We start from the raw sequence: 16,417 nt of genomic DNA on the forward strand, positions 1-16,417 counted from the left end.
GGGCTCTCGGTCCACACCGGATGCCGGGACCATGGCCGCTACCGGGCGGGTGCCGATGCCGTGGGCGCAGGAGGCCCTCGACCTCATCCTGGAGCGTGTTGCGGGCACGGCCGCCGAGGTCGGCGACCGCTTCCCGCTGTATGCGGACCCGGATACCGGGCGGTGGACGACGACCTCGCGTGGGTCCTGGACCGGGGGCTTCTGGGCGGGGCTGCGGTGGCTGCGGGCTCTGCACTCCGGGGAGGTACGGGACCGGGCGGGCGCGGTCGAGTGCACCGGGCGGCTCGCCGGTTGGCTGGATGCCGATACGGCGACCCGGGGGCTGATCTTCTGGTACGGGACGGCGCTGGGCGCGGGGCGCGGTGAGGATTCGGGCGCGGTGGCCCTGCGCGGTCGGGCGGCTCGCGTATGCCGTGATGACGCGTTTGACGCGGAGTTGGGGATCGTGCCGTGGGGTGCCGCCTTCGGTGGGGCTCGCTTGGTGGCACGGGTGGACGGGGTTCCCGGCATGGTGCCGCTGCTCGCGACCACCGGGGGTGGCGGCGGGCGTCGCGCCGCCCGGTCCCATCTCGACCGGCATCTTGCGCTGTGCTGCGGCGAGGAGCCGTTGCGGCCGGCGTGGGAATGGACCGCGGAGGGGCGCTGGGCGGGCTGCCCGCAGCCGGCGCCGGGTTGGAGCCGGGGCCGGGCGTGGTTGTTGCTGGCTCTTGCCGATGCGGCCCTGTGCCTGGACGGCGGATCGGACGGCGGATCGGACGGCGGATCGGACGGCGGATCGGACGGCGGTTCCTACGTGGAGAGGGCCCGGAGATTGCTCGGGCCGGGCGAAGGAACCGCGGCGCCGGAGGTATTCGTTCCGCCGGCCGAGGTGACGGCACCTCAAGGCCCCTTGGACACCTCCGCGGCGGCGATCGAGGCGGTCGCGCTGCTGAAGCTCGCGGCGGCCGCCACGATGCCCGAGGCGGAACGGCTGCGGGGGCGGGCCACCGCGGTCCTGGAGCACCTGGTCACCGGGCACCTGACGGCGCAGGGTGCCGGCGGGACGCCCGGCATGCTGCTCAACGGCTGTTACGACCTCCACCGTGGCATCGCCGTGCGGCACGAGTTGGTGTGGGGCGACTTCTTTCTCGCCCTCGGGCTCGCTCTGCTCACCGGGCTGGTTGAGGCCCACGACGTCTGACGCCCACGACTCGTGATGCCACGACTCGTGATGCCCGCGATGCGTGACGCGCGCGACGTACGGCGCCCGCGGCGTAAACCTTCTGCCCCCGCCGTGGGCGCCACGCCTCCTCGCCTGTCTCGGCCCCCTCATCCCTCCCGCAGCACCCGCCGCGCCACGGAGGTGATGTGGAGCTCGTCCGGGCCGTCGAGGAGACGGGCCATCCGGCCCATCCGGAAGAGACCCGGCAGCGGGGTGTCCGGGCCGAGGCCCGCGGCGCCGTGGACCTGGATCGCCCCGTCCGCGACGTGCTGCAACATGCGCGCCGCCGCGACCTTGGCCAGGCCGACCTCGATGTGGGCGTCCCGGCCCGCATCGATGAGCCGGGCCGCTTCGTGGACCAGCGGCCGGGTGGAGCGGATGGCCAGCAGTGCCTCGAAGATGTGCTGCTGGACCAGCTGGTGGTCGCCCAGCGGCCCGCGTCGCAGCATGCGCTCCCGGGCACGGGTGCGCATGAGGGCGAAGGCCCGTTCGGCCTGGCCGAGCCAGCGCAGGCAGCGCAGGGTGCGGCCGAGCTGGAGTCGCTGCGCGGCGACGGCCAGGGCATTGCCGCGTGCGCCGATGAGGTGGTCGGCGGGGACCCGTACGTCGTGCAGTTCGATCTCCCACTGGCCTCCGGTGCCCAGGACGGGCAGCTCCCGGACGATGCGGAAGCCGGGGGTGTCCGTGGGGACCAGCAGCAGGGACAGACCGCCGCGGTCCGCCGGTTCACCGTCGGTGCGGGCGAGGACGGTCACGATGTCGGCCTCGGCGGCCGCGGTGGTGAACCACTTGCGGCCGGACAGCGCGTAGGAGCCGTCCGGCCTGGCCTCCGCACGGGTCTGGGTCAACAGGGGGTCGCTGCCCGGCACTTCCGGCTCCGTCATGGCGTAGGCGGAACGGATTCTGCCGGTGGTCAGCCGTTCCAGGTAGTGCTCGCGGACGCGGGGCGCGGCGTGCCGGTGGAGCATGAGGGCGTCCAGGAGGGTGGCCGAGCCGAGTGCGGCGGGGCCGTGGTCGCTCGCCCCCTCCGCTTCGGCGAGGTGGGCGTACAAGGTCAGCGGCAGTCCTTGGCCGCCCAGTTCGACCGGGAGGGGCAGGGCCCACAGCCCTTCCCTCTTCGCCTCTTCCTGGAGTTCGCCGAGGATCCGCTTCGCCGCCGGGCCGCCCGCGTCGAGGTCGGGTTCCTTCGGGATCACGCGGCCGGTGACGAACTTCGTTATGCGCTCACGCAGTTCTCCCATGGGCGCCGGGCAGGCCGGCACCCCCGGGTACTCGGGGGCGGACACTCCTGCCGGCTGAGGCCCGCTGACGACCTCGGTTCCGTTGCCGCCGTGCTCAGTCCCGTCCGTGTGAGCGGGTCGCCGAAACTCCTTCACCGTTCTGCGTCCTTTCCGGGAACCAGGCGGTTCCGCCATCCGACTGCTGGGCTCGCGGGAGAGAGGTCGGATCCGGCCGCCTTCGGGTTCCCGCGACGAGTCCGGTGCCGACGCGGCGGCCACCGCCGCCGGAGAGGGAGCAGCCATGGCACACACCACGACGACGGGGACGGTCCTGCCGCTCGACGGGCTGGAGCTGAGTGTTTTGGGCCTGCCGGCCCTGGCCGGTACGGCCGTTGACCATCTGCGCGCGCTGGGTGCCCGTCCCGCCCCGGTCGACGACAGCGGCCCGGCCGGGCATGCGCGGCTCGTCCTGGCCGGGCCGGGGCATGCGCCCGTACGGGCCCGGGTTGCCTGGGCCGACGTGTGTGCTCCGCAGGAGGTGTGCGACGAGGCGACCGCGCAGGCGGTCTGCGGCGTCATGGCCGTCCATGGGCAGCGCGACGGCGGCCCGCGCGGACTGGCCGTCGACTACGCCGCCACCGCCACCGGTGTCCTCACGGTGCAGGGACTGCTCGCCGCGCTGATCGGCCAGGCCCGCGGCGGCGCGGTGACCTCGGTCGCCACCGCCGCCGACCGGGCGGCGCTCCTGACGGTCTCCCAGTACCTGGCCGCTGCCGGAGCCGAGGAGGGGGAGGCCGCCCCGACGGGCCCGGGTGGGCCGCCGTTCACCGCCGCCGACGGCACGCGCTTCGAGCTGGAGGCCCTGGAGCCTGCCGTGTGGGCCGGTTTCTGGCATGCGCTGGAGGCGCCGCAGGAAGCGATACGGGCCGGCTGGCGGCCGTTCCAGTTCCGGTATGCGACGGGCTGTGCGCCGCTGCCCGACGCGCTGCACACCGTCACCCTCGCCCACGGCTGGGAGGAGATCCGCCGCGCGGCGGACGCCTCGGGAGCGGACGTCTGCCGGCTCCACACGCTCGCGGAGCGGGTGGCGGAGGGCGGTGCGGAGGGCGGTGCGGCGGACGCGCCATGGGCCCTTGTGCCCGGCCGGGAGGCACTGCGTCGCCCACCCGCTCCCGTACGCATACCTGCGCCCGCACGACCGTTGGCGGGGATGGTCGTCCTGGAGGCCGGACGCCGGATCCAGGCACCGCTGGCCGCACACCTGCTCGGTCTGCTCGGCGCGGAGGTGGTCCGTATCGAGCCGCCGGGCGGCGACCCGCTGCGCGGAATGCCGCCCACCTGCGCGGGTCTCTCCGCGCGGTGGCTGGCCCTCAACCGGGGGAAGAAGGCGGTCGAGATCGACATCAAGTCCCCGTCCGACCGTCGCAGGCTGGGCGAGATCGCCGCCGAGGCGGATGTGTTCCTCCACAACTGGGCTCCCGGCAAGGCCGAGCAGCTCGGCCTGGACGCCGACGCGCTGTCCGCCGCCAACCCCGGTCTCGTCTACGCCTACACCAGCGGGTTCGCCGGCCGGGAGCTGCCCGGTGCGCCGATCGGCACCGACTTCATGGTGCAGGCGAGAACGGGCGTCGGCGAGGCCGTCCGGCCCGCCGGGGAGCCGCCCGCGCCCTCCCTGATGACCCTGCTCGACGTGCTCGGTGGGCTCCTGGGCGCTGAGGCCGTCCTCGCCGGTCTGCTCGCCCGCGAACGCACCGGGCACGGCATCCGCGTCGACTCCTCGCTGCTCGGCGCGGCCGATGCGCTCACCGCACCGGCCCTGCGCCGCGCCGCGGCCGGGCGGGATCCACGGCGTCCGGCGGGCTTCCGGCACCCGCTGCCGACCGCGGACGGCTGGCTGGCCCCGGCCGACGCCTGCGCCGCCGAGGCCGCCGGCCATACGGCGCGGATACGACGGCTTCCTACCGCCGAAGCCGTCGCCGTCCTGCGTGCCCGCGGGTTGGCGGCCACCGCCGTCAGCACCGACCTCGCCGCGCTGCCGCACGATCCCCGGCTCGCCGGCGCCCTCACCCGCGACGCCCATGGCGCACCCGCCGTTCCGTCCCCCTGGAGCCTCTCGTGACCGTTCCGCACGCGACCGACGTACCCGTGGCGACCTCCGTACCCGAAACGACCGACGTAGCCGAGGTGACCGCCGTGCACGAGCCGATACGTGACCTGGTGCCCGCCGCGCTGCGCCGCTCCTGGGCGGCCGACGGCAGCTACCCCGACCTCGACCTGTACGCCCTCTTCCGCGCCCGTCGCTGCGCGGACCCGCACCGAGCCGCCGTCATCGACCCGCAGGGAGAGGTGAGTTACGGCGAACTGGATCGCCACGCGCGAGGTCTGGCCGCCGGACTCGCCGCGACCGGCATCCGCCCCGGTGATGTGGTCGGCGTTCAGCTGCCCAACGGGCGGCGGGCCGTCGTCGCCGACCTCGCCCTGGCGGCCCTCGGCGCCCTCGCCTTGCCCTTTCCGGTCGGCCGCGGCAGGTGCGAGGCCGCCTCCCTGCTCGGCCGCTCGGGCGCCGTCGCCGTCATCACGGCAGCCGAACACCGCGGCAGCCGCCACGCGGAGGACCTCCTTGCGCTGTCCACCGAACTTCCCGCGCTTCGTACGGTGATCGCCGCCAGACCCGGCCGGACCCCGGACGGCTGCGTCTCCTTCGGCGAACTGCTGAGGACCGATGGCGCGGTCTTCACCCCTGCCCGCCCGGACCCTGACTCGGCCGCCCGCATCCTGGTCTCCTCCGGTTCCGAGGCCGAACCCAAGATGGTGGCCTACTCGCACAACGCGCTGGCCGGAGGACGCGGCAACTTCCTGGCGTCCCTTCTGGCCGACGGGCAGGCGCCGCGCAACCTCTTCCTCGTGCCGCTGGCGTCGGCATTCGGGAGCAGCGGCACCGCCGTCACCCTGGCCCGCCACGGCGGCACCCTGGTGCTGATCGACCGATTCGACGCCGATGCCGCCCTGGCCGCGATCGGCCGGCAACGACCCACGCACCTCTTCGCCGTACCGACCATGGTCCGTATGCTCCTTGAGCGCCTCGGCCGGACGGCTGTCGACACCTCTTCCCTCACCGCACTGGTGCTGGGTGGCGCTCCCCTCGACCAGGGCACCGCGGCCGAGGCCCGGCGCGCCTTTGGCTGCGCGGTCGTGAACCTGTACGGGTCGGCCGACGGCGTCAACTGCCATACGGGGATCGACGAGAAGCCGGAGCCCGATGACGGGCCGGGAATCGCAGTGGGACGTCCGGATCCCCGGGTGGCCGACATCCGCATCGCCGACCTGGCCGCCCCGCGCGGCGACATCGTGGCGATGCCCCCGGGCATCATGGGCGAGATCGTCGCCCGCGGCCCGATGACACCGCTGTCGTACGTGGGCTCGCCCGAACTCGATGTCCGCTACCGCACTCCCGGCGGCTGGGTGCGCACCGGAGACCTCGGAGTGCTGGACGACGACGGCACATTGCGCCTCGTGGGGCGGCTGAAGGACATCGTCATCCGCGGCGGTGCCAACATCAGCCCCAACGAGGTGGAGCAACACCTCCTGACACATCCGCAGGTGCGGGAGGCGGTCTGCGTCGGCGTACCCGACCGGCTGATGGGCGAACGGCTGGGTGCCTGCGTGGTACCGAAACAGGGACAGGAACTGACCCTGGAGGGGCTGTGCCGACACCTGGACCAGCGTGCCCTGGAGCGTCGCAAGCACCCCGAGGCGCTGCTGCTCCTGGACGAGCTTCCGCTGACCCCGGCGGGCAAGCCGGACCGGGCGGCGATGCGTGAACGGCTCGCCGGGTCAGTGCCGCAGGGCGCCGTGGACGGGTAGGCGGCACCGGGCCCGGATCAGGGCAGGGCCGCCCCGAACAGGGTGAGGGCCGCGGCGGTTGATGCGCCGCGGCCCTTCCCGGCCGCCGTGCCATACGTCAGTGCTTGCCCAGCCCCTTCTCCACGGCTGTCGCCGCATTGCGGTACACCGCCAGCAGATCCAGGTCCTTGCCGGGGAAGTTGGCGATCTCGATCTGCTGGGCGCCGGAGTCCGGCAGGACCGTGCCGGTGGACATGTGGACGTTGTCCAGGACCAGCGCAGGCTTCTTGGCCGACAGCTTGGACACCTGGCTGGGCGTCACCGGATCCGGCCCGTACGTCCCGACCACCTCCGCACCGGCCAGCTTCGCTGCCCAGGAGGAGAACGCCTGGGCCACCACCGTCGGGCGGTGGCCGCCCGGCCACGCCTTCTTCACCTCGGCGGACAACTTGCCGTACTCGCCGCTGAACTTCTTCGTCCAGGCCGCTGCGGCCTTCTGGGTGCCGAACTTCTTGCCCAGCTTCGTCACTTCGGCGGTGGCCTTGTCGGCCGTGTTGTCGAGGTTCACCGCGACGAGTTCGGCCTTCGAGCCCGCCGCGTCCTTGATCTTGCCCGCGAAGGGCTCGAACGGCGCGTACAGCACATAGTCGGCGCCGGCGACCGCGGCGAGGTCGGAGGGCTTGGGCTCGTAGTCCGGGGCGTGCTGTACGGACGGCGGCACGATGACCTTGACGTTCTTCGCCCCGGCGGCGTGGGCGAAGGCCGCCTCCCAGGTCGTGGTGGCCACGACGACCGGACCACCGTCCTTGTCATGCGACCCGGCGTGGGCGGAGTGCTCGGTGCCACTGTCTGAGCAGCCGGTGAGCAGGGACAGCCCGGTCGTCAGTGCAAGGGCGGGGAGGAAGGGGACGCGGACGCGGATGCGTGCCATGAGCGGTTTCTCCGTTCGGGGACGAGATGAGCGACCAGGGCGGTTGCCCCGGCCACGAGGACGAGAATCGGCCCGGGCGGCAGGTCCAGCGCCAGGGCCAGCAGGAAACCGACGAGATTGACGGCCAGGCCGATGCCGATCGCCCAGGCCACGATCGAGCCGAGGGAGCGTCCCAGGCGGCGGGCGGCCAGCGCGGGCAGCAGCGTGAGGGCGTCCACCAGCAGCGCGCCGGTGAGCCGGATCGCGCCGGCCACCGACACGGCGACGAGCACCAGCAGGATCAGGGTGAGCCGCTGCACGGGCACCCCGGCGCACAGCGCCAGCTCGCGGTCGTGCAGCAGCAGCGCCACCTGGCGCCGCCGCCACCAGAACAGCCCGGGGACGACCACGGCGAGGGCGGCGAGGACGGCCACGTCCCCGTCGCCCACCGACAGGATCGAGCCCCACAGCAGCGCGAAGGCCCCGGCGGCATTGACCCCGGAGACCGCCAGGACGAGCAGCGCCGCGGCGATGGCCAGGCTCATCAGCAGTCCCATCGCCCCCGACAGCCCGTCGGGCGTACGGGCCAGCGGGCTGATACCGGCGCCGGCCAGGGCGCAGGCGACGATCGCGCAGAGGGCGGGGTCGAGCCCGGTCAGCAGCCCGACGGCGATGCCCAGCAGGGCGACGTGCATCATCGCGAAGCGGACCGGCATGATGTCCAGCCCGACGATCACCACGCCCACGACCGGCAGTCCGACGGCCGCCAGCAGCAGGGCGAGGCCCGCGCGCTGCACGGGGATCAGGCTCAGCAGGTCGCCGAGGTGTGTCCACCCGTTCATGCGGCGACCTCCCGCACGCGTCCGGCGGCCATCTCCAGGACCCGGTCGCACCGCTTCGCCATCCCGCGGTCGTGCGTCACGACGACCAGCGTCACCGGCAGTCCGGTCAGTACCTCCGCCGCCTCCGCCTGCCCGTCGAAGTCCAGGGCGGCGGTGGGCTCGTCGGCCAGCAGCACCCCGGCCCCGGCCGCCACGCAGCCGACGGCCCGAGCCAGGTGCACCCGCTGCAACTGGCCGCCGGACAGGGTGTGCAGTGGCCGGTCGGCCAGTTCGCCGACGCCCAGCCGCCCGGCCGCCTTTCCGGCCTCCTCCACGTCCCCACTGCTGGCCAGCAACTCCCGTACCAGCAAGGGGAATCGGCCCCCCGCGGGGCGCTGCGGAATCCACGCGCAGGCCCGGCGCCGCCACGCCCACTCGGCCGCCGTTCCGGTCAGCCGGCCGCCCACCGCGATCTGCCCGCCGACGTCACGGTGCAGGCCCAGCACCGCGCGCAGCAGCGTCGTCTTGCCCGATCCGTTGGTCCCGGTCAGCGCCACCCGCTCGCCGGGGGCGATATCGAGATCCACCTCGTGGACCACCTCCTGCCGCCCGTGACGACAGGAGACCTCGGCCATGCGTATGCCGAGCCCCTCCATCAGACCCTCCTCCCCACAGTCACCGCGTGCCGTGCGCCGGAGCCGCGTGCCCCGGCCAAGAAGAGCAGTCGGACGCCGGACGCCTTCGGTTCCCGGCTTTCCTTTCCGCTCACCCCGCGGGTGCGTTCTGCAGCGTCCTCGGCGGCCCGCAGCATCGCGATCAGCTGGCTCCGGGCCCGTGCGACACGCGACCGCACCGTGCCCACCGGACACCCCGCCACTTCCGCCGCCTCCGCGTACGGCAGGCCCACCACCTGCGTCAGTACGAACGCCTCCCGCCGGTCGACCGGCACACCGGCCAACAGCTCGTCCAGCGCCACCCGCTCCTCGAAGCCCGGCAGACCACGCGGCTGACAGCGCTCGGCGGCCTCCTCCCAGTCCGCCAGATCCGCCGTCTTCGGCCGCGCGGAGGCGGCGCGGTAGCGGTCCACGACCACCCGACGGGCGATCGACAGCAGCCACGTACGTGCCGAGGAACGCCCGGCGAAGCGGGAAAGGCTGCCCAGCGCGCGCAGAAAGGTCTCCTGGGCGAGGTCGTCCGCCGACTGGGGATCGGTCAGGTGGGCGACGAACCGCCACACGTCCCGCTGCGTGGCCCGAATGAACGCCTCCACCGCCGCCGGATCGCCGGTGCGGGCCGCCATTGCCAGGACGGTCACCTGCTCATCGTCCACGACACGTCTCCCGGTTCCGGGAGCCGGCGGCCCGGACAGCGGAGGGCGGCGTCGCGAGGGCGAGAATGACGCCATGAACTGCGCCCCCCACCGCACCGCGCTCTCCGCCCGCCTGGACGGCGAACTCGACAGCGGTACCGCTGCGTCGCAGGCCCTCGACCGGCATCTCGCCCGGTGCGCCGACTGCCGCCGTTGGGCCGCCGATGCCGAGCGGCTGCGCGCCCTGAGTCGTACGGAAGACGCCGGCCCCACCCCGGAGTGGACGGACCGGTTGCTGAGCATGCTGGCCGACCGCCGGGAAAGCCGGGACGGCCACTGAGTCCCTGCGCCTGGACCGGCAGTTGCAAGGGAATCGGAACGGGGCTCCGGCCCGGCTGACGACGGCGCAATCGAGCGCACGCCAAGGAGGTATTCGTGTCATCGGGGATCAGTCCTCGGTGCACGGCCGTACCGATGCCGAAGGACACCAGGGCACGGCGGATGGACGGCCGTCGTCCGGTGTCAGTCACCGCCACCTCTCTGGCGGCGGAACCCGGGACGTACAGCCGTAAGGCAGGAAAGCTCCCGCCGCGCGCCCTCGAACACGGGCCTCCGCGACGGTGGTTCACGCAGGGCGATCCCTCGCACTCGGGCAGGCGTCGACAGCCCCCGATGGCAGTGGCCGAAGCGGGGTGCTGTGCGGACACCTGTTACCGGACCGCCGGGTCAGCGCGACAGCCCGGCAGCCCGCGAAGGACGCTCAGCAGTACGCAAGTTCCTGCGGCGGCCCACGCCGCGACAGCACATGACACAGCAGCGCCGCCCGCAGCCGGGCGACGGGAAGCCGGGCGCGCGAAACGGCCCACAGGCTCGGCCGCCGCACAGGACGAACGAAGCAGACGATCAGAAGCCTGAGCGCCCCGACGGCCAGCTCGGCCAGCATGCCCACGCAGCGCAGCAGCCGGAAGACGGCTGTCTCGCCCCGCCACAGCCACACCCCGCACACCAAGGCGGCCAGTCCATGAGCGGCGACCATCCCGAGCGAGCTGTGCCCGCCATGGCCCATGGTGGACGCCCCGTGCGGCGCCCCGCACCGCACCAGCTCCTCGATCCACCACGTCTGCACATCGGCGTGCGCCGTACCCATCGGCATCTGCATCGACATCTGCATGGGCACGGGCCGCTGCTGTGCCCACGCGAACAGGTGGTGCAGCACCGCCTGCGCCCCCAGCAGCCCGCCCACGATCGCCACCGGCCCGCGCTCCCGACGCGCCGCTGCCCATGCACCGGACCCGGTGGCCAGGAAGCTGGCGACCAAGGCCCACGGGGCGACATCGGAGCCGGACATCAGCACATGGCCGGTCGCGGACAGCGCGACGCACACCGCGGCGAACAGCGCGGCGCGCACCCATCTCGACAGCGACTCGGCGGACATCGCCCGCCATGCTGCCACCCGCCTCGGCCGGCCGGACAGAAATTATCCGACCGGACGGAAGTCTTCCGTCTCGTGCGAGCCAACTGACGCAACTCTGCGCCGGTTTGCCCTCTCCCTCAAAGGCATCTCGTCCAGTGCGTCCCCTGTCTGCCCTCGTACTGACGGCAGAGTCCCGGGACGGTCGCGTCGTGCCGGTCGTACTCCGGCAGCTCGTAGCCGCCGCCGGTGACGAGGTATCCGTCGGGAGCCTTGGCCTCCAGTACGAGCGGGGAACCCGGATCACAGCCGGACCCCACGAGAGTGTTTAATGGAAATGATTCCCATTACTCACCAATGGAAGACCGCCATGCACGTCAACGGATCCTCACAGCGGACACGCCCCCGCGCCCGCCGCACCTCCAGGCCCCAGGCAGGAACGCAGCCATGGTGAGAGTGCCGACTCCCCCAGCAACCGGTGAACGCCCGCAGGGATCCCAGCTCTGGTCGAGGCGACTCCCGTGGGAACCGACCTCTCTGTCGGTGGGCGTGGGTCTGATCGCTGCCGCCGGGCGCCGCGGCGGGGTTCGCGTGCTGGATCTTGATGGAGGCGAGGAGCACGGCCACGTCGCGTTGCCCGGCGGCATCACGGGTCTCGCCTTCTCTCCTGATGGGCGGAGCCTGGCCTTGACAGGCCCCCGTGGATACGGCCTGTGGCGCGCTGCGGACGGCAGGCTGATCACGCGGACCACTCCCGAGGCATGCATCCGTGCATGCTGGATGGGGCCGGGCGTCGTGGCGATTGCGCAAGGACGCCATGTCACCACCTACGACACTGACGGCGTGGCACAGTGGTCCACCGCCTCCCTCCCGGCTGCAGCCACCGACGTGGCCGGCGCGCAGGGCGGACGCCTGTTGGCGGTCTCCCTGGCAGGCCACGTCCGCTGCTTCATGCCCACGCGTCGCGAGCCGGTCGCCGTCCATGCCTACAGCGGCGCACCAGGCGATCTCACCCTGTCCGTCGACGGCCGATGGGCTGTTGGCTCGACATACCAGGGCAAGACCTTGCTGTGGGAGACACATCGCCCATCGGGGCGGCCGGTCGAGTGCGAGGACAGCTCAGGTCCGCACGGCCCGGTTTTCAGCGACAGCGGGCACCGGCTGGCCGTACCGGCCGAGCGCCACCTGTCGCTCTGGTCCATCGGCCCCAGGCGGCCGACACGATTGGCCGTCCTCCCCGTCTGCGCATCGGCGGTGGCGTGGCGCCCCGGCGACGGGGACATGCTCGCGACGGCCGGATCCGACTACACCATCCGCCTGTGGCAGGCCGGGGTCCGGCACCAGAGGAACGGTTACACGTCCGTCGCCGCATGGCATCTGACTTCCCCCGCCACGTCCCTTGCGTGGATAGGGCGGCGCATGCTCGTGGCAGCAGAACGGGGAGGGCGCATAGCACTCCTGGACATCAACCCCGCACCAACGCCCACCACTTGGAGTGACGCCAAGGCAGCGTGACGGCCGGTCGACCTGCCGCCGCACACCTCGCGCGCCCGTCACCGTCCACAGCGCCACGCGCCGGCTGCGGCGCCTGGAGAGCGGAGAGACGCCGGGCCAGTGCCGCCGCCATCAAGACGAGGTTCTTTTGCGCATGACATTCGTTTTCATGTAGCTTCTGGGTCTGCAGCACTGATTCATCAGGAGGTTCCCTCAGTGGCCGTTCCCAAGCGCAAGATGTCCCGCAGCAACACCCGCCACCGCCGCGCGCAGTGGAAGGCGAGCACCCCCGACCTCGCCCCGGTCTACGTCGACGGAGTCGAGTACCAGGTGCCGCGTCGTCTGGTGCGCGCCTACGAGCGTGGGCTGCTTCCGCTTCCTGGGAAGTGACAGGCGCACGCCGCATTCCCCAGTCGATCCCGTACGAACAGGAACCGCCCGTGTCCGCCTCTGCCGCACCCGCCGCCATCGACCGTCCTCTGCCCGTCACCGTGCTCTCCGGATTCCTCGGTGCGGGCAAGACCACGCTGCTCAATCACGTCCTGAACAACCGCGCGGGGCTTCGCGTGGCGGTGATCGTGAATGACATGAGCGAGGTCAATATCGATGCGGCGCTGGTGCGCGACGGCGGAGCGGCGCTGTCGCGTACCGAGGAGCGGCTGGTGGAGATGACCAACGGGTGCATCTGCTGCACGCTGCGGGACGACCTGCTGGAGGAGGTGGACCGGCTCGCCCGCGCGGGCCGGTTCGACTACCTGCTCATCGAGTCGAGCGGGATCTCCGAGCCCATGCCGGTTGCCGCCACGTTCTCCTTCGCCCGCGACGACGGGGCGATGCTGGCGGACGTCGCGGACCTGGACACCATGGTCACCGTCGTCGACGCCGCCAACTTCCTCCCCGAACTGGCGCGCGGCGACGAACTGACGGAGCGCGGTCTCGATCAGTACGAGGACGACGAACGCACGGTCAGCGACCTGCTGATGGACCAGGTCGAGTTCGCCGACGTGATCGTGCTCAACAAGCTCGACCTCGTCAGCGAGGACGAGACGGACCGGCTCAAGGCCACCCTGGCCCGCCTCAACCCCTCGGCCCGCATCGTGCCCGTCCGCCACGGGCAGGTGGACCCGGTCGAGATCCTCGGCACCGGCCGGTTCGATGTGGAGAAGGCCCAGCAGGCCCCGGGATGGGTCGCCGAACTCAACGGAGACCACGTCCCGGAGACCGAGGAGTACGGGATCTCCAGTGTCGTCTTCCGTGCCGAACGGCCCTTCCACCCCGAGCGGTTGTGGCGGTTCGTCGCCGAGGAGCTGGACAGCGGGGCGTACGGCGGCATCTTGCGCTCCAAGGGTTTCTTCCGGCTCGCGACCCGGCCCGCCGTCACCGGGCTGTGGTCCCAGGCCGGCGTCGTCGCACGCTTCGAACCGGCCGGCGTCCGCAGCGGCGAACAGCAGGCGCAGGAGCTGGCCTTCATCGGCACCGCCCTGCGCAAGGAGGCCCTGACCGAACGGCTCACGGCCTGCCTCCTGCGGGACGGTGAGACCGCCGCCGGGCTGGACGATCCGTTCCCGTCCTGGGAGACGTACGGCATCGACGACGCCTGCGAGCACGAGCACGGCCACGAAGCGGTCGCCACCGGCTGAAGGCTCTGTCCCCGTGCCGGACCAGCTGCCTGCTGGTCCGGCACGGGCGTTATGCCATCCAGAAGAACACAGCGGTCATCCGCTTGCCCTCCAGGGTTCTGCCCCAGTAGCCGGTGGCGCTGTGCATCATGTTGGCGGTGTAGAGCAGCAGCCGGTTGTAGCGGTGCGATACCCGTACGTCCTCGGTGAAGGAGTCGGGCGGGACGAAGCGCGTTCCGAGGGCGTCGACCAGGTTGTCGTGCGGTGAGGTCACCATGTTCCCGCCGAGCCGGTCGCCCGGCAGGCTCTGGCGGTAGAAGCTGGTCCCGCAGTCCTTGGGCACGTCGGGGTTGAGATAGAGCACGGCGGCGTAGCGGCACAGCGATCGCGAATCGGTGTGGGGTCGGGGCTCGCACTCGTCCTCGCCCACGACCTGGATGCAGTTGTGGTTGAGGGTGCCGCCGCCGGGAGCGGTCTCCTGCCACAGGCGGCGCGCGCCGGTGGCAGACCTGACCAGTCTTTCGACGCGGGTCAGTTCAGCCGGTTCGAGCCCGGGCATCGTGCGCAGGCCGGGCCAGCTCTCGGGCTTGTGCGGATAGCCCTCGCCCCAGTCGTCCTTGGCGAGGCAGCGGGCCCGGACGGCATCGGCGTCGGGCAGCACATTGTCCAGAACCCAGTAGTCCCGGCCGGGTGTGGGTTTTCGGTAGGGGAGGACGGGGAGCGCCAAGGGCCTCGGGGCACGTGGGGGCATGCGGCCGACCTTAGGGTCGGCCCGCGTCAGCGCTCTCCCGCGAAGTGGTCAATCCTCCGTCAACTCACCGCAACCGTAGGGGTTCCGGCTTCGTCATGTCGCTTTCGTCTTGGGGAACGGACTCGGATGAACCTTCGGGGACAGCGTCGTGGGCTCGTCGGAGGCGGCGCTGCACCCTGGCGCGAATGCCATGCGGCGACACGGCCAGGGAGGCGAGGAACAGGGCGGCGACGACCAGGGTGATGGCGCCTCCGGCGGCCATGTCCCAGCGGATGGACAGTTCCAGGCCCATCAGGCACGCGCCGACACCGAGGGCCGCCGCCAGCGGTACGGCGCAGCGGATCCGCTCGGTCCACAGACGGGCGGTGGCGGCGGGGCCGATGATCAGGGACATGGCCAGCATCACGCCAACGGCAGGTGCGGTGACGACGATGACGGCCTCCACCAGCAGCAGGAGCAGCAGTTCCAGGGCCACTACGGGGTATCCGGCGGCCCGCTGCCCTTCGGGGTCGAATGCGCCGTGCACGAGTTCCTTGTGCAGCGCGCCGAGGACGAGGAGGACGACGGCGCCGACGCCTGCCGTGGTCGTCAGGTCGTGGTCGGAGACCGTGAGGAGGGAGCCGGTCATGAAGGCTTCGAGGTTCCGGCTGAAGCCGTTGGAGGCGGACAGCAGGGCGACGCCGAGGGCGAAGCCGGCCGACAGCATGATGCCCGTAGCGGTGCCGGTGTCCTGATCGCGGCGGCGTGAGACGCCGACGACGCACAGGCAGCCGAGGAGGCCCGCTGCCGCGCCACCGAGGTAGAGGTCGAAGCCGGTCACGGTGGCCAGCACCACGCCGGGGAAGGTCGCATGGGTCATCGCCATGGCGAAGAAGCTCAGGCGGCGAAGGAGGACATGCAGGCCGATCGCCCCGCAGACGGCGCCGACCAGTGCCGCCTCCAGCACGGCGCGGTGGGCGTAGGAGTCGAGCCAGTTCATGTCCGTGCCTTCCGGGCCATCCGGCCGGTGAGGGCGGTCGTGGCGCGCAGTACCAGGTATCCGCCGACCATCAGCAGGACCACGGCCGGGCCGGCGGCCAGCGGCAACCCGTACCGGATCGACGCCTCATTGCTGGCCGCCAGCCCGAGCCAGCCGCACAGCCCGCCGAACACGGCGCCGGTGGTGGCGATCATGGGAATGCGGTGGGAGACCAGGCGTCCGACGGCCGCGGGGATGATCACGAGCGCGATGACCAGTACGGTGCCGACCGACCGGACCGCTGCGACGACTACCAGTGCGATCACCGTGTGGAGTGCGAGGTCCAGCAGCCCGACGCGGTAGCCCAGGGCGCGGGCTCCCTCCGGATCGAAGGCCCGTAGCGTCAGATGACGCCCGAGGACGACGAGGACGGTCAGGCACACCAGGGCCAGGACCGCGCTCTGCACGATCTCCTGCCGGGTGACGGTGAGCACCTGACCGAAGAGGAACGCCGTCAGGTCGTGGTGGTAGCTGTGCCGGCGTGACACCAGCACCACCCCCAGCCCGAACAGGGCGGTGAGGATGAGGGTCAGCGCCGCGTCCTCGCTGATCCGGGGGGTGCGGGTGAGCAGCGTGAGCAGGGCGGCGGTGAGCAGGCCCGCGGCGAGGGCGCCCCAGAACACCCCGTCCGCCGCGCCGGCGGCGAAGCCGATGACGACACCGGGGAAGACGGTGTGGGTGAGGGCGTCGGCGACGTATGCCAGGCGGCGTACGAGCACGAACACGCCCACGAGGCCGCCGAGTATCCCGAGGATCACCAACTCCACCAGGGCGCGGGCCATGTAAGGGGCTTGGAAGGGGTCGGTGAGGAGGGCCATGC

At 72.2% G+C, this 16,417-nt stretch carries 17 protein-coding genes; 7 read left to right on the top strand and 10 right to left on the bottom strand.

Features of this window, described 5'->3' with window-relative positions; translation table 11 throughout:
- The first annotated feature begins 31 nt into the window (after positions 1 to 31).
- Positions 32 to 1,180 (top strand): sugar ABC transporter permease, encoded by a 1,149-nt coding sequence (locus tag ACZ4NB_RS27000; RefSeq protein ID WP_467665515.1) that lies wholly within the window; start codon positions 32 to 34, stop codon positions 1,178 to 1,180.
- A gap of 128 nt (positions 1,181 to 1,308) precedes the next feature.
- Here ACZ4NB_RS27000 and ACZ4NB_RS27005 read toward each other — a convergent pair whose 3' ends face one another.
- Positions 1,309 to 2,442, bottom strand: coding sequence for an acyl-CoA dehydrogenase family protein (locus ACZ4NB_RS27005; RefSeq protein ID WP_467665517.1), 1,134 nt, complete (start codon positions 2,440 to 2,442; stop codon positions 1,309 to 1,311).
- A 280-nt stretch (positions 2,443 to 2,722) separates the two neighbouring features.
- On the opposite strand from ACZ4NB_RS27005, the gene ACZ4NB_RS27010 reads away from it, so the two are divergent.
- Both ACZ4NB_RS27010 and ACZ4NB_RS27015 read left to right on the top strand, forming a co-directional pair.
- Complete coding sequence (locus ACZ4NB_RS27010) at positions 2,723 to 4,540, top strand: CoA transferase (protein WP_467665519.1); 1,818 nt, start codon at positions 2,723 to 2,725, stop codon at positions 4,538 to 4,540.
- 74 nt (positions 4,541 to 4,614) lie between these two features.
- Complete coding sequence (locus ACZ4NB_RS27015; protein WP_467665679.1) at positions 4,615 to 6,285, top strand: class I adenylate-forming enzyme family protein; 1,671 nt, start codon at positions 4,615 to 4,617, stop codon at positions 6,283 to 6,285.
- A 97-nt stretch (positions 6,286 to 6,382) separates the two neighbouring features.
- On the opposite strand, the gene ACZ4NB_RS27020 is transcribed toward ACZ4NB_RS27015, so the two are convergent.
- The 4 genes from ACZ4NB_RS27020 to ACZ4NB_RS27035 are packed head-to-tail and all read right to left on the bottom strand — an operon-like array spanning position 6,383 to position 9,400.
- Complete coding sequence (locus ACZ4NB_RS27020; protein WP_467665521.1) at positions 6,383 to 7,195, bottom strand: metal ABC transporter solute-binding protein, Zn/Mn family; 813 nt, start codon at positions 7,193 to 7,195, stop codon at positions 6,383 to 6,385.
- Positions 7,147 to 8,016, bottom strand: a complete 870-nt coding sequence (locus ACZ4NB_RS27025; RefSeq protein WP_467665523.1) for a metal ABC transporter permease — start codon at positions 8,014 to 8,016, stop codon at positions 7,147 to 7,149. Before ACZ4NB_RS27025 ends, ACZ4NB_RS27020 begins: the two co-directional genes overlap by 49 nt.
- Positions 8,013 to 8,651 (bottom strand): ABC transporter ATP-binding protein, encoded by a 639-nt coding sequence (locus ACZ4NB_RS27030; protein WP_467665525.1) that lies wholly within the window; start codon positions 8,649 to 8,651, stop codon positions 8,013 to 8,015. The genes ACZ4NB_RS27025 and ACZ4NB_RS27030 overlap by 4 nt, the downstream gene beginning before the upstream one ends.
- On the bottom strand, positions 8,651 to 9,400 hold the full coding sequence (locus ACZ4NB_RS27035) for a sigma-70 family RNA polymerase sigma factor (RefSeq protein WP_467665527.1): 750 nt from the start codon (positions 9,398 to 9,400) through the stop codon (positions 8,651 to 8,653). Before ACZ4NB_RS27035 ends, ACZ4NB_RS27030 begins: the two co-directional genes overlap by 1 nt.
- On the opposite strand from ACZ4NB_RS27035, the gene ACZ4NB_RS27040 reads away from it, so the two are divergent.
- Positions 9,399 to 9,644, top strand: a complete 246-nt coding sequence (locus ACZ4NB_RS27040) for a zf-HC2 domain-containing protein (RefSeq protein ID WP_467665529.1) — start codon at positions 9,399 to 9,401, stop codon at positions 9,642 to 9,644. The two genes, ACZ4NB_RS27035 and ACZ4NB_RS27040, sit on opposite strands and share 2 nt — an antisense overlap.
- 420 nt (positions 9,645 to 10,064) lie before the next feature.
- On the opposite strand, the gene ACZ4NB_RS27045 is transcribed toward ACZ4NB_RS27040, so the two are convergent.
- Both ACZ4NB_RS27045 and ACZ4NB_RS27050 read right to left on the bottom strand, forming a co-directional pair.
- Positions 10,065 to 10,739 carry a hypothetical protein gene (locus ACZ4NB_RS27045; RefSeq protein WP_467665531.1) on the bottom strand — a complete coding sequence of 225 codons (675 nt, stop codon included), beginning with the start codon at positions 10,737 to 10,739 and terminating at the stop codon, positions 10,065 to 10,067.
- Positions 10,740 to 10,855: 116 nt separating this feature from the next.
- On the bottom strand, positions 10,856 to 11,035 hold the full coding sequence (locus ACZ4NB_RS27050; RefSeq protein WP_467665533.1) for a hypothetical protein: 180 nt from the start codon (positions 11,033 to 11,035) through the stop codon (positions 10,856 to 10,858).
- A 229-nt stretch (positions 11,036 to 11,264) separates the two neighbouring features.
- Here ACZ4NB_RS27050 and ACZ4NB_RS27055 point away from each other — a divergent pair, with 229 nt between their 5' ends.
- From ACZ4NB_RS27055 to ACZ4NB_RS27065, 3 genes are all read left to right on the top strand, one after another.
- The gene (locus tag ACZ4NB_RS27055; RefSeq protein WP_467665535.1) at positions 11,265 to 12,230 is read left to right on the top strand and encodes a WD40 repeat domain-containing protein; all 966 of its coding nucleotides are present in this window, start codon (positions 11,265 to 11,267) and stop codon (positions 12,228 to 12,230) included.
- Between the two features lie 195 nt (positions 12,231 to 12,425).
- Positions 12,426 to 12,599 (top strand): 50S ribosomal protein L32, encoded by a 174-nt coding sequence (rpmF, locus tag ACZ4NB_RS27060; protein WP_467665537.1) that lies wholly within the window; start codon positions 12,426 to 12,428, stop codon positions 12,597 to 12,599.
- Positions 12,600 to 12,649: 50 nt separating this feature from the next.
- Complete coding sequence (locus ACZ4NB_RS27065; protein WP_467665539.1) at positions 12,650 to 13,849, top strand: GTP-binding protein; 1,200 nt, start codon at positions 12,650 to 12,652, stop codon at positions 13,847 to 13,849.
- A gap of 49 nt (positions 13,850 to 13,898) precedes the next feature.
- Here ACZ4NB_RS27065 and ACZ4NB_RS27070 read toward each other — a convergent pair whose 3' ends face one another.
- From ACZ4NB_RS27070 to ACZ4NB_RS27080, 3 genes are all read right to left on the bottom strand, one after another.
- Positions 13,899 to 14,579 (bottom strand): DUF6445 family protein, encoded by a 681-nt coding sequence (locus ACZ4NB_RS27070; RefSeq protein WP_467665541.1) that lies wholly within the window; start codon positions 14,577 to 14,579, stop codon positions 13,899 to 13,901.
- Positions 14,580 to 14,643: 64 nt separating this feature from the next.
- Positions 14,644 to 15,558 carry a metal ABC transporter permease gene (locus ACZ4NB_RS27075; protein WP_467665543.1) on the bottom strand — a complete coding sequence of 305 codons (915 nt, stop codon included), beginning with the start codon at positions 15,556 to 15,558 and terminating at the stop codon, positions 14,644 to 14,646.
- Positions 15,555 to 16,415 carry a metal ABC transporter permease gene (locus ACZ4NB_RS27080; protein WP_467665545.1) on the bottom strand — a complete coding sequence of 287 codons (861 nt, stop codon included), beginning with the start codon at positions 16,413 to 16,415 and terminating at the stop codon, positions 15,555 to 15,557. The genes ACZ4NB_RS27075 and ACZ4NB_RS27080 overlap by 4 nt, the downstream gene beginning before the upstream one ends.
- Positions 16,416 to 16,417 lie beyond the last annotated feature (2 nt).

It is taken from the genome of Streptomyces sp. NPDC026575 (genome assembly GCF_055567415.1).

What these genes read in the sequence shown, in the direction of transcription:
- ACZ4NB_RS27035 (WP_467665527.1), bottom strand. Translation starts at nt 9,400, where the DNA reads ATGGCGTCATTCTCGCCCTCGCGACGCCGCCCTCCGCTGTCCGGGCCG.
- ACZ4NB_RS27030 (WP_467665525.1), bottom strand. Translation starts at nt 8,651, where the DNA reads ATGGAGGGGCTCGGCATACGCATGGCCGAGGTCTCCTGTCGTCACGGG.
- ACZ4NB_RS27005 (WP_467665517.1), bottom strand. Translation starts at nt 2,442, where the DNA reads ATGGGAGAACTGCGTGAGCGCATAACGAAGTTCGTCACCGGCCGCGTG.
- ACZ4NB_RS27040 (WP_467665529.1), top strand. Translation starts at nt 9,399, where the DNA reads ATGAACTGCGCCCCCCACCGCACCGCGCTCTCCGCCCGCCTGGACGGC.
- ACZ4NB_RS27025 (WP_467665523.1), bottom strand. Translation starts at nt 8,016, where the DNA reads ATGAACGGGTGGACACACCTCGGCGACCTGCTGAGCCTGATCCCCGTG.
- ACZ4NB_RS27070 (WP_467665541.1), bottom strand. Translation starts at nt 14,579, where the DNA reads ATGCCCCCACGTGCCCCGAGGCCCTTGGCGCTCCCCGTCCTCCCCTAC.
- ACZ4NB_RS27080 (WP_467665545.1), bottom strand. Translation starts at nt 16,415, where the DNA reads ATGGCCCTCCTCACCGACCCCTTCCAAGCCCCTTACATGGCCCGCGCC.
- ACZ4NB_RS27010 (WP_467665519.1), top strand. Translation starts at nt 2,723, where the DNA reads ATGGCACACACCACGACGACGGGGACGGTCCTGCCGCTCGACGGGCTG.
- ACZ4NB_RS27045 (WP_467665531.1), bottom strand. Translation starts at nt 10,739, where the DNA reads ATGTCCGCCGAGTCGCTGTCGAGATGGGTGCGCGCCGCGCTGTTCGCC.
- ACZ4NB_RS27075 (WP_467665543.1), bottom strand. Translation starts at nt 15,558, where the DNA reads ATGAACTGGCTCGACTCCTACGCCCACCGCGCCGTGCTGGAGGCGGCA.
- ACZ4NB_RS27000 (WP_467665515.1), top strand. Translation starts at nt 32, where the DNA reads ATGGCCGCTACCGGGCGGGTGCCGATGCCGTGGGCGCAGGAGGCCCTC.
- ACZ4NB_RS27020 (WP_467665521.1), bottom strand. Translation starts at nt 7,195, where the DNA reads ATGGCACGCATCCGCGTCCGCGTCCCCTTCCTCCCCGCCCTTGCACTG.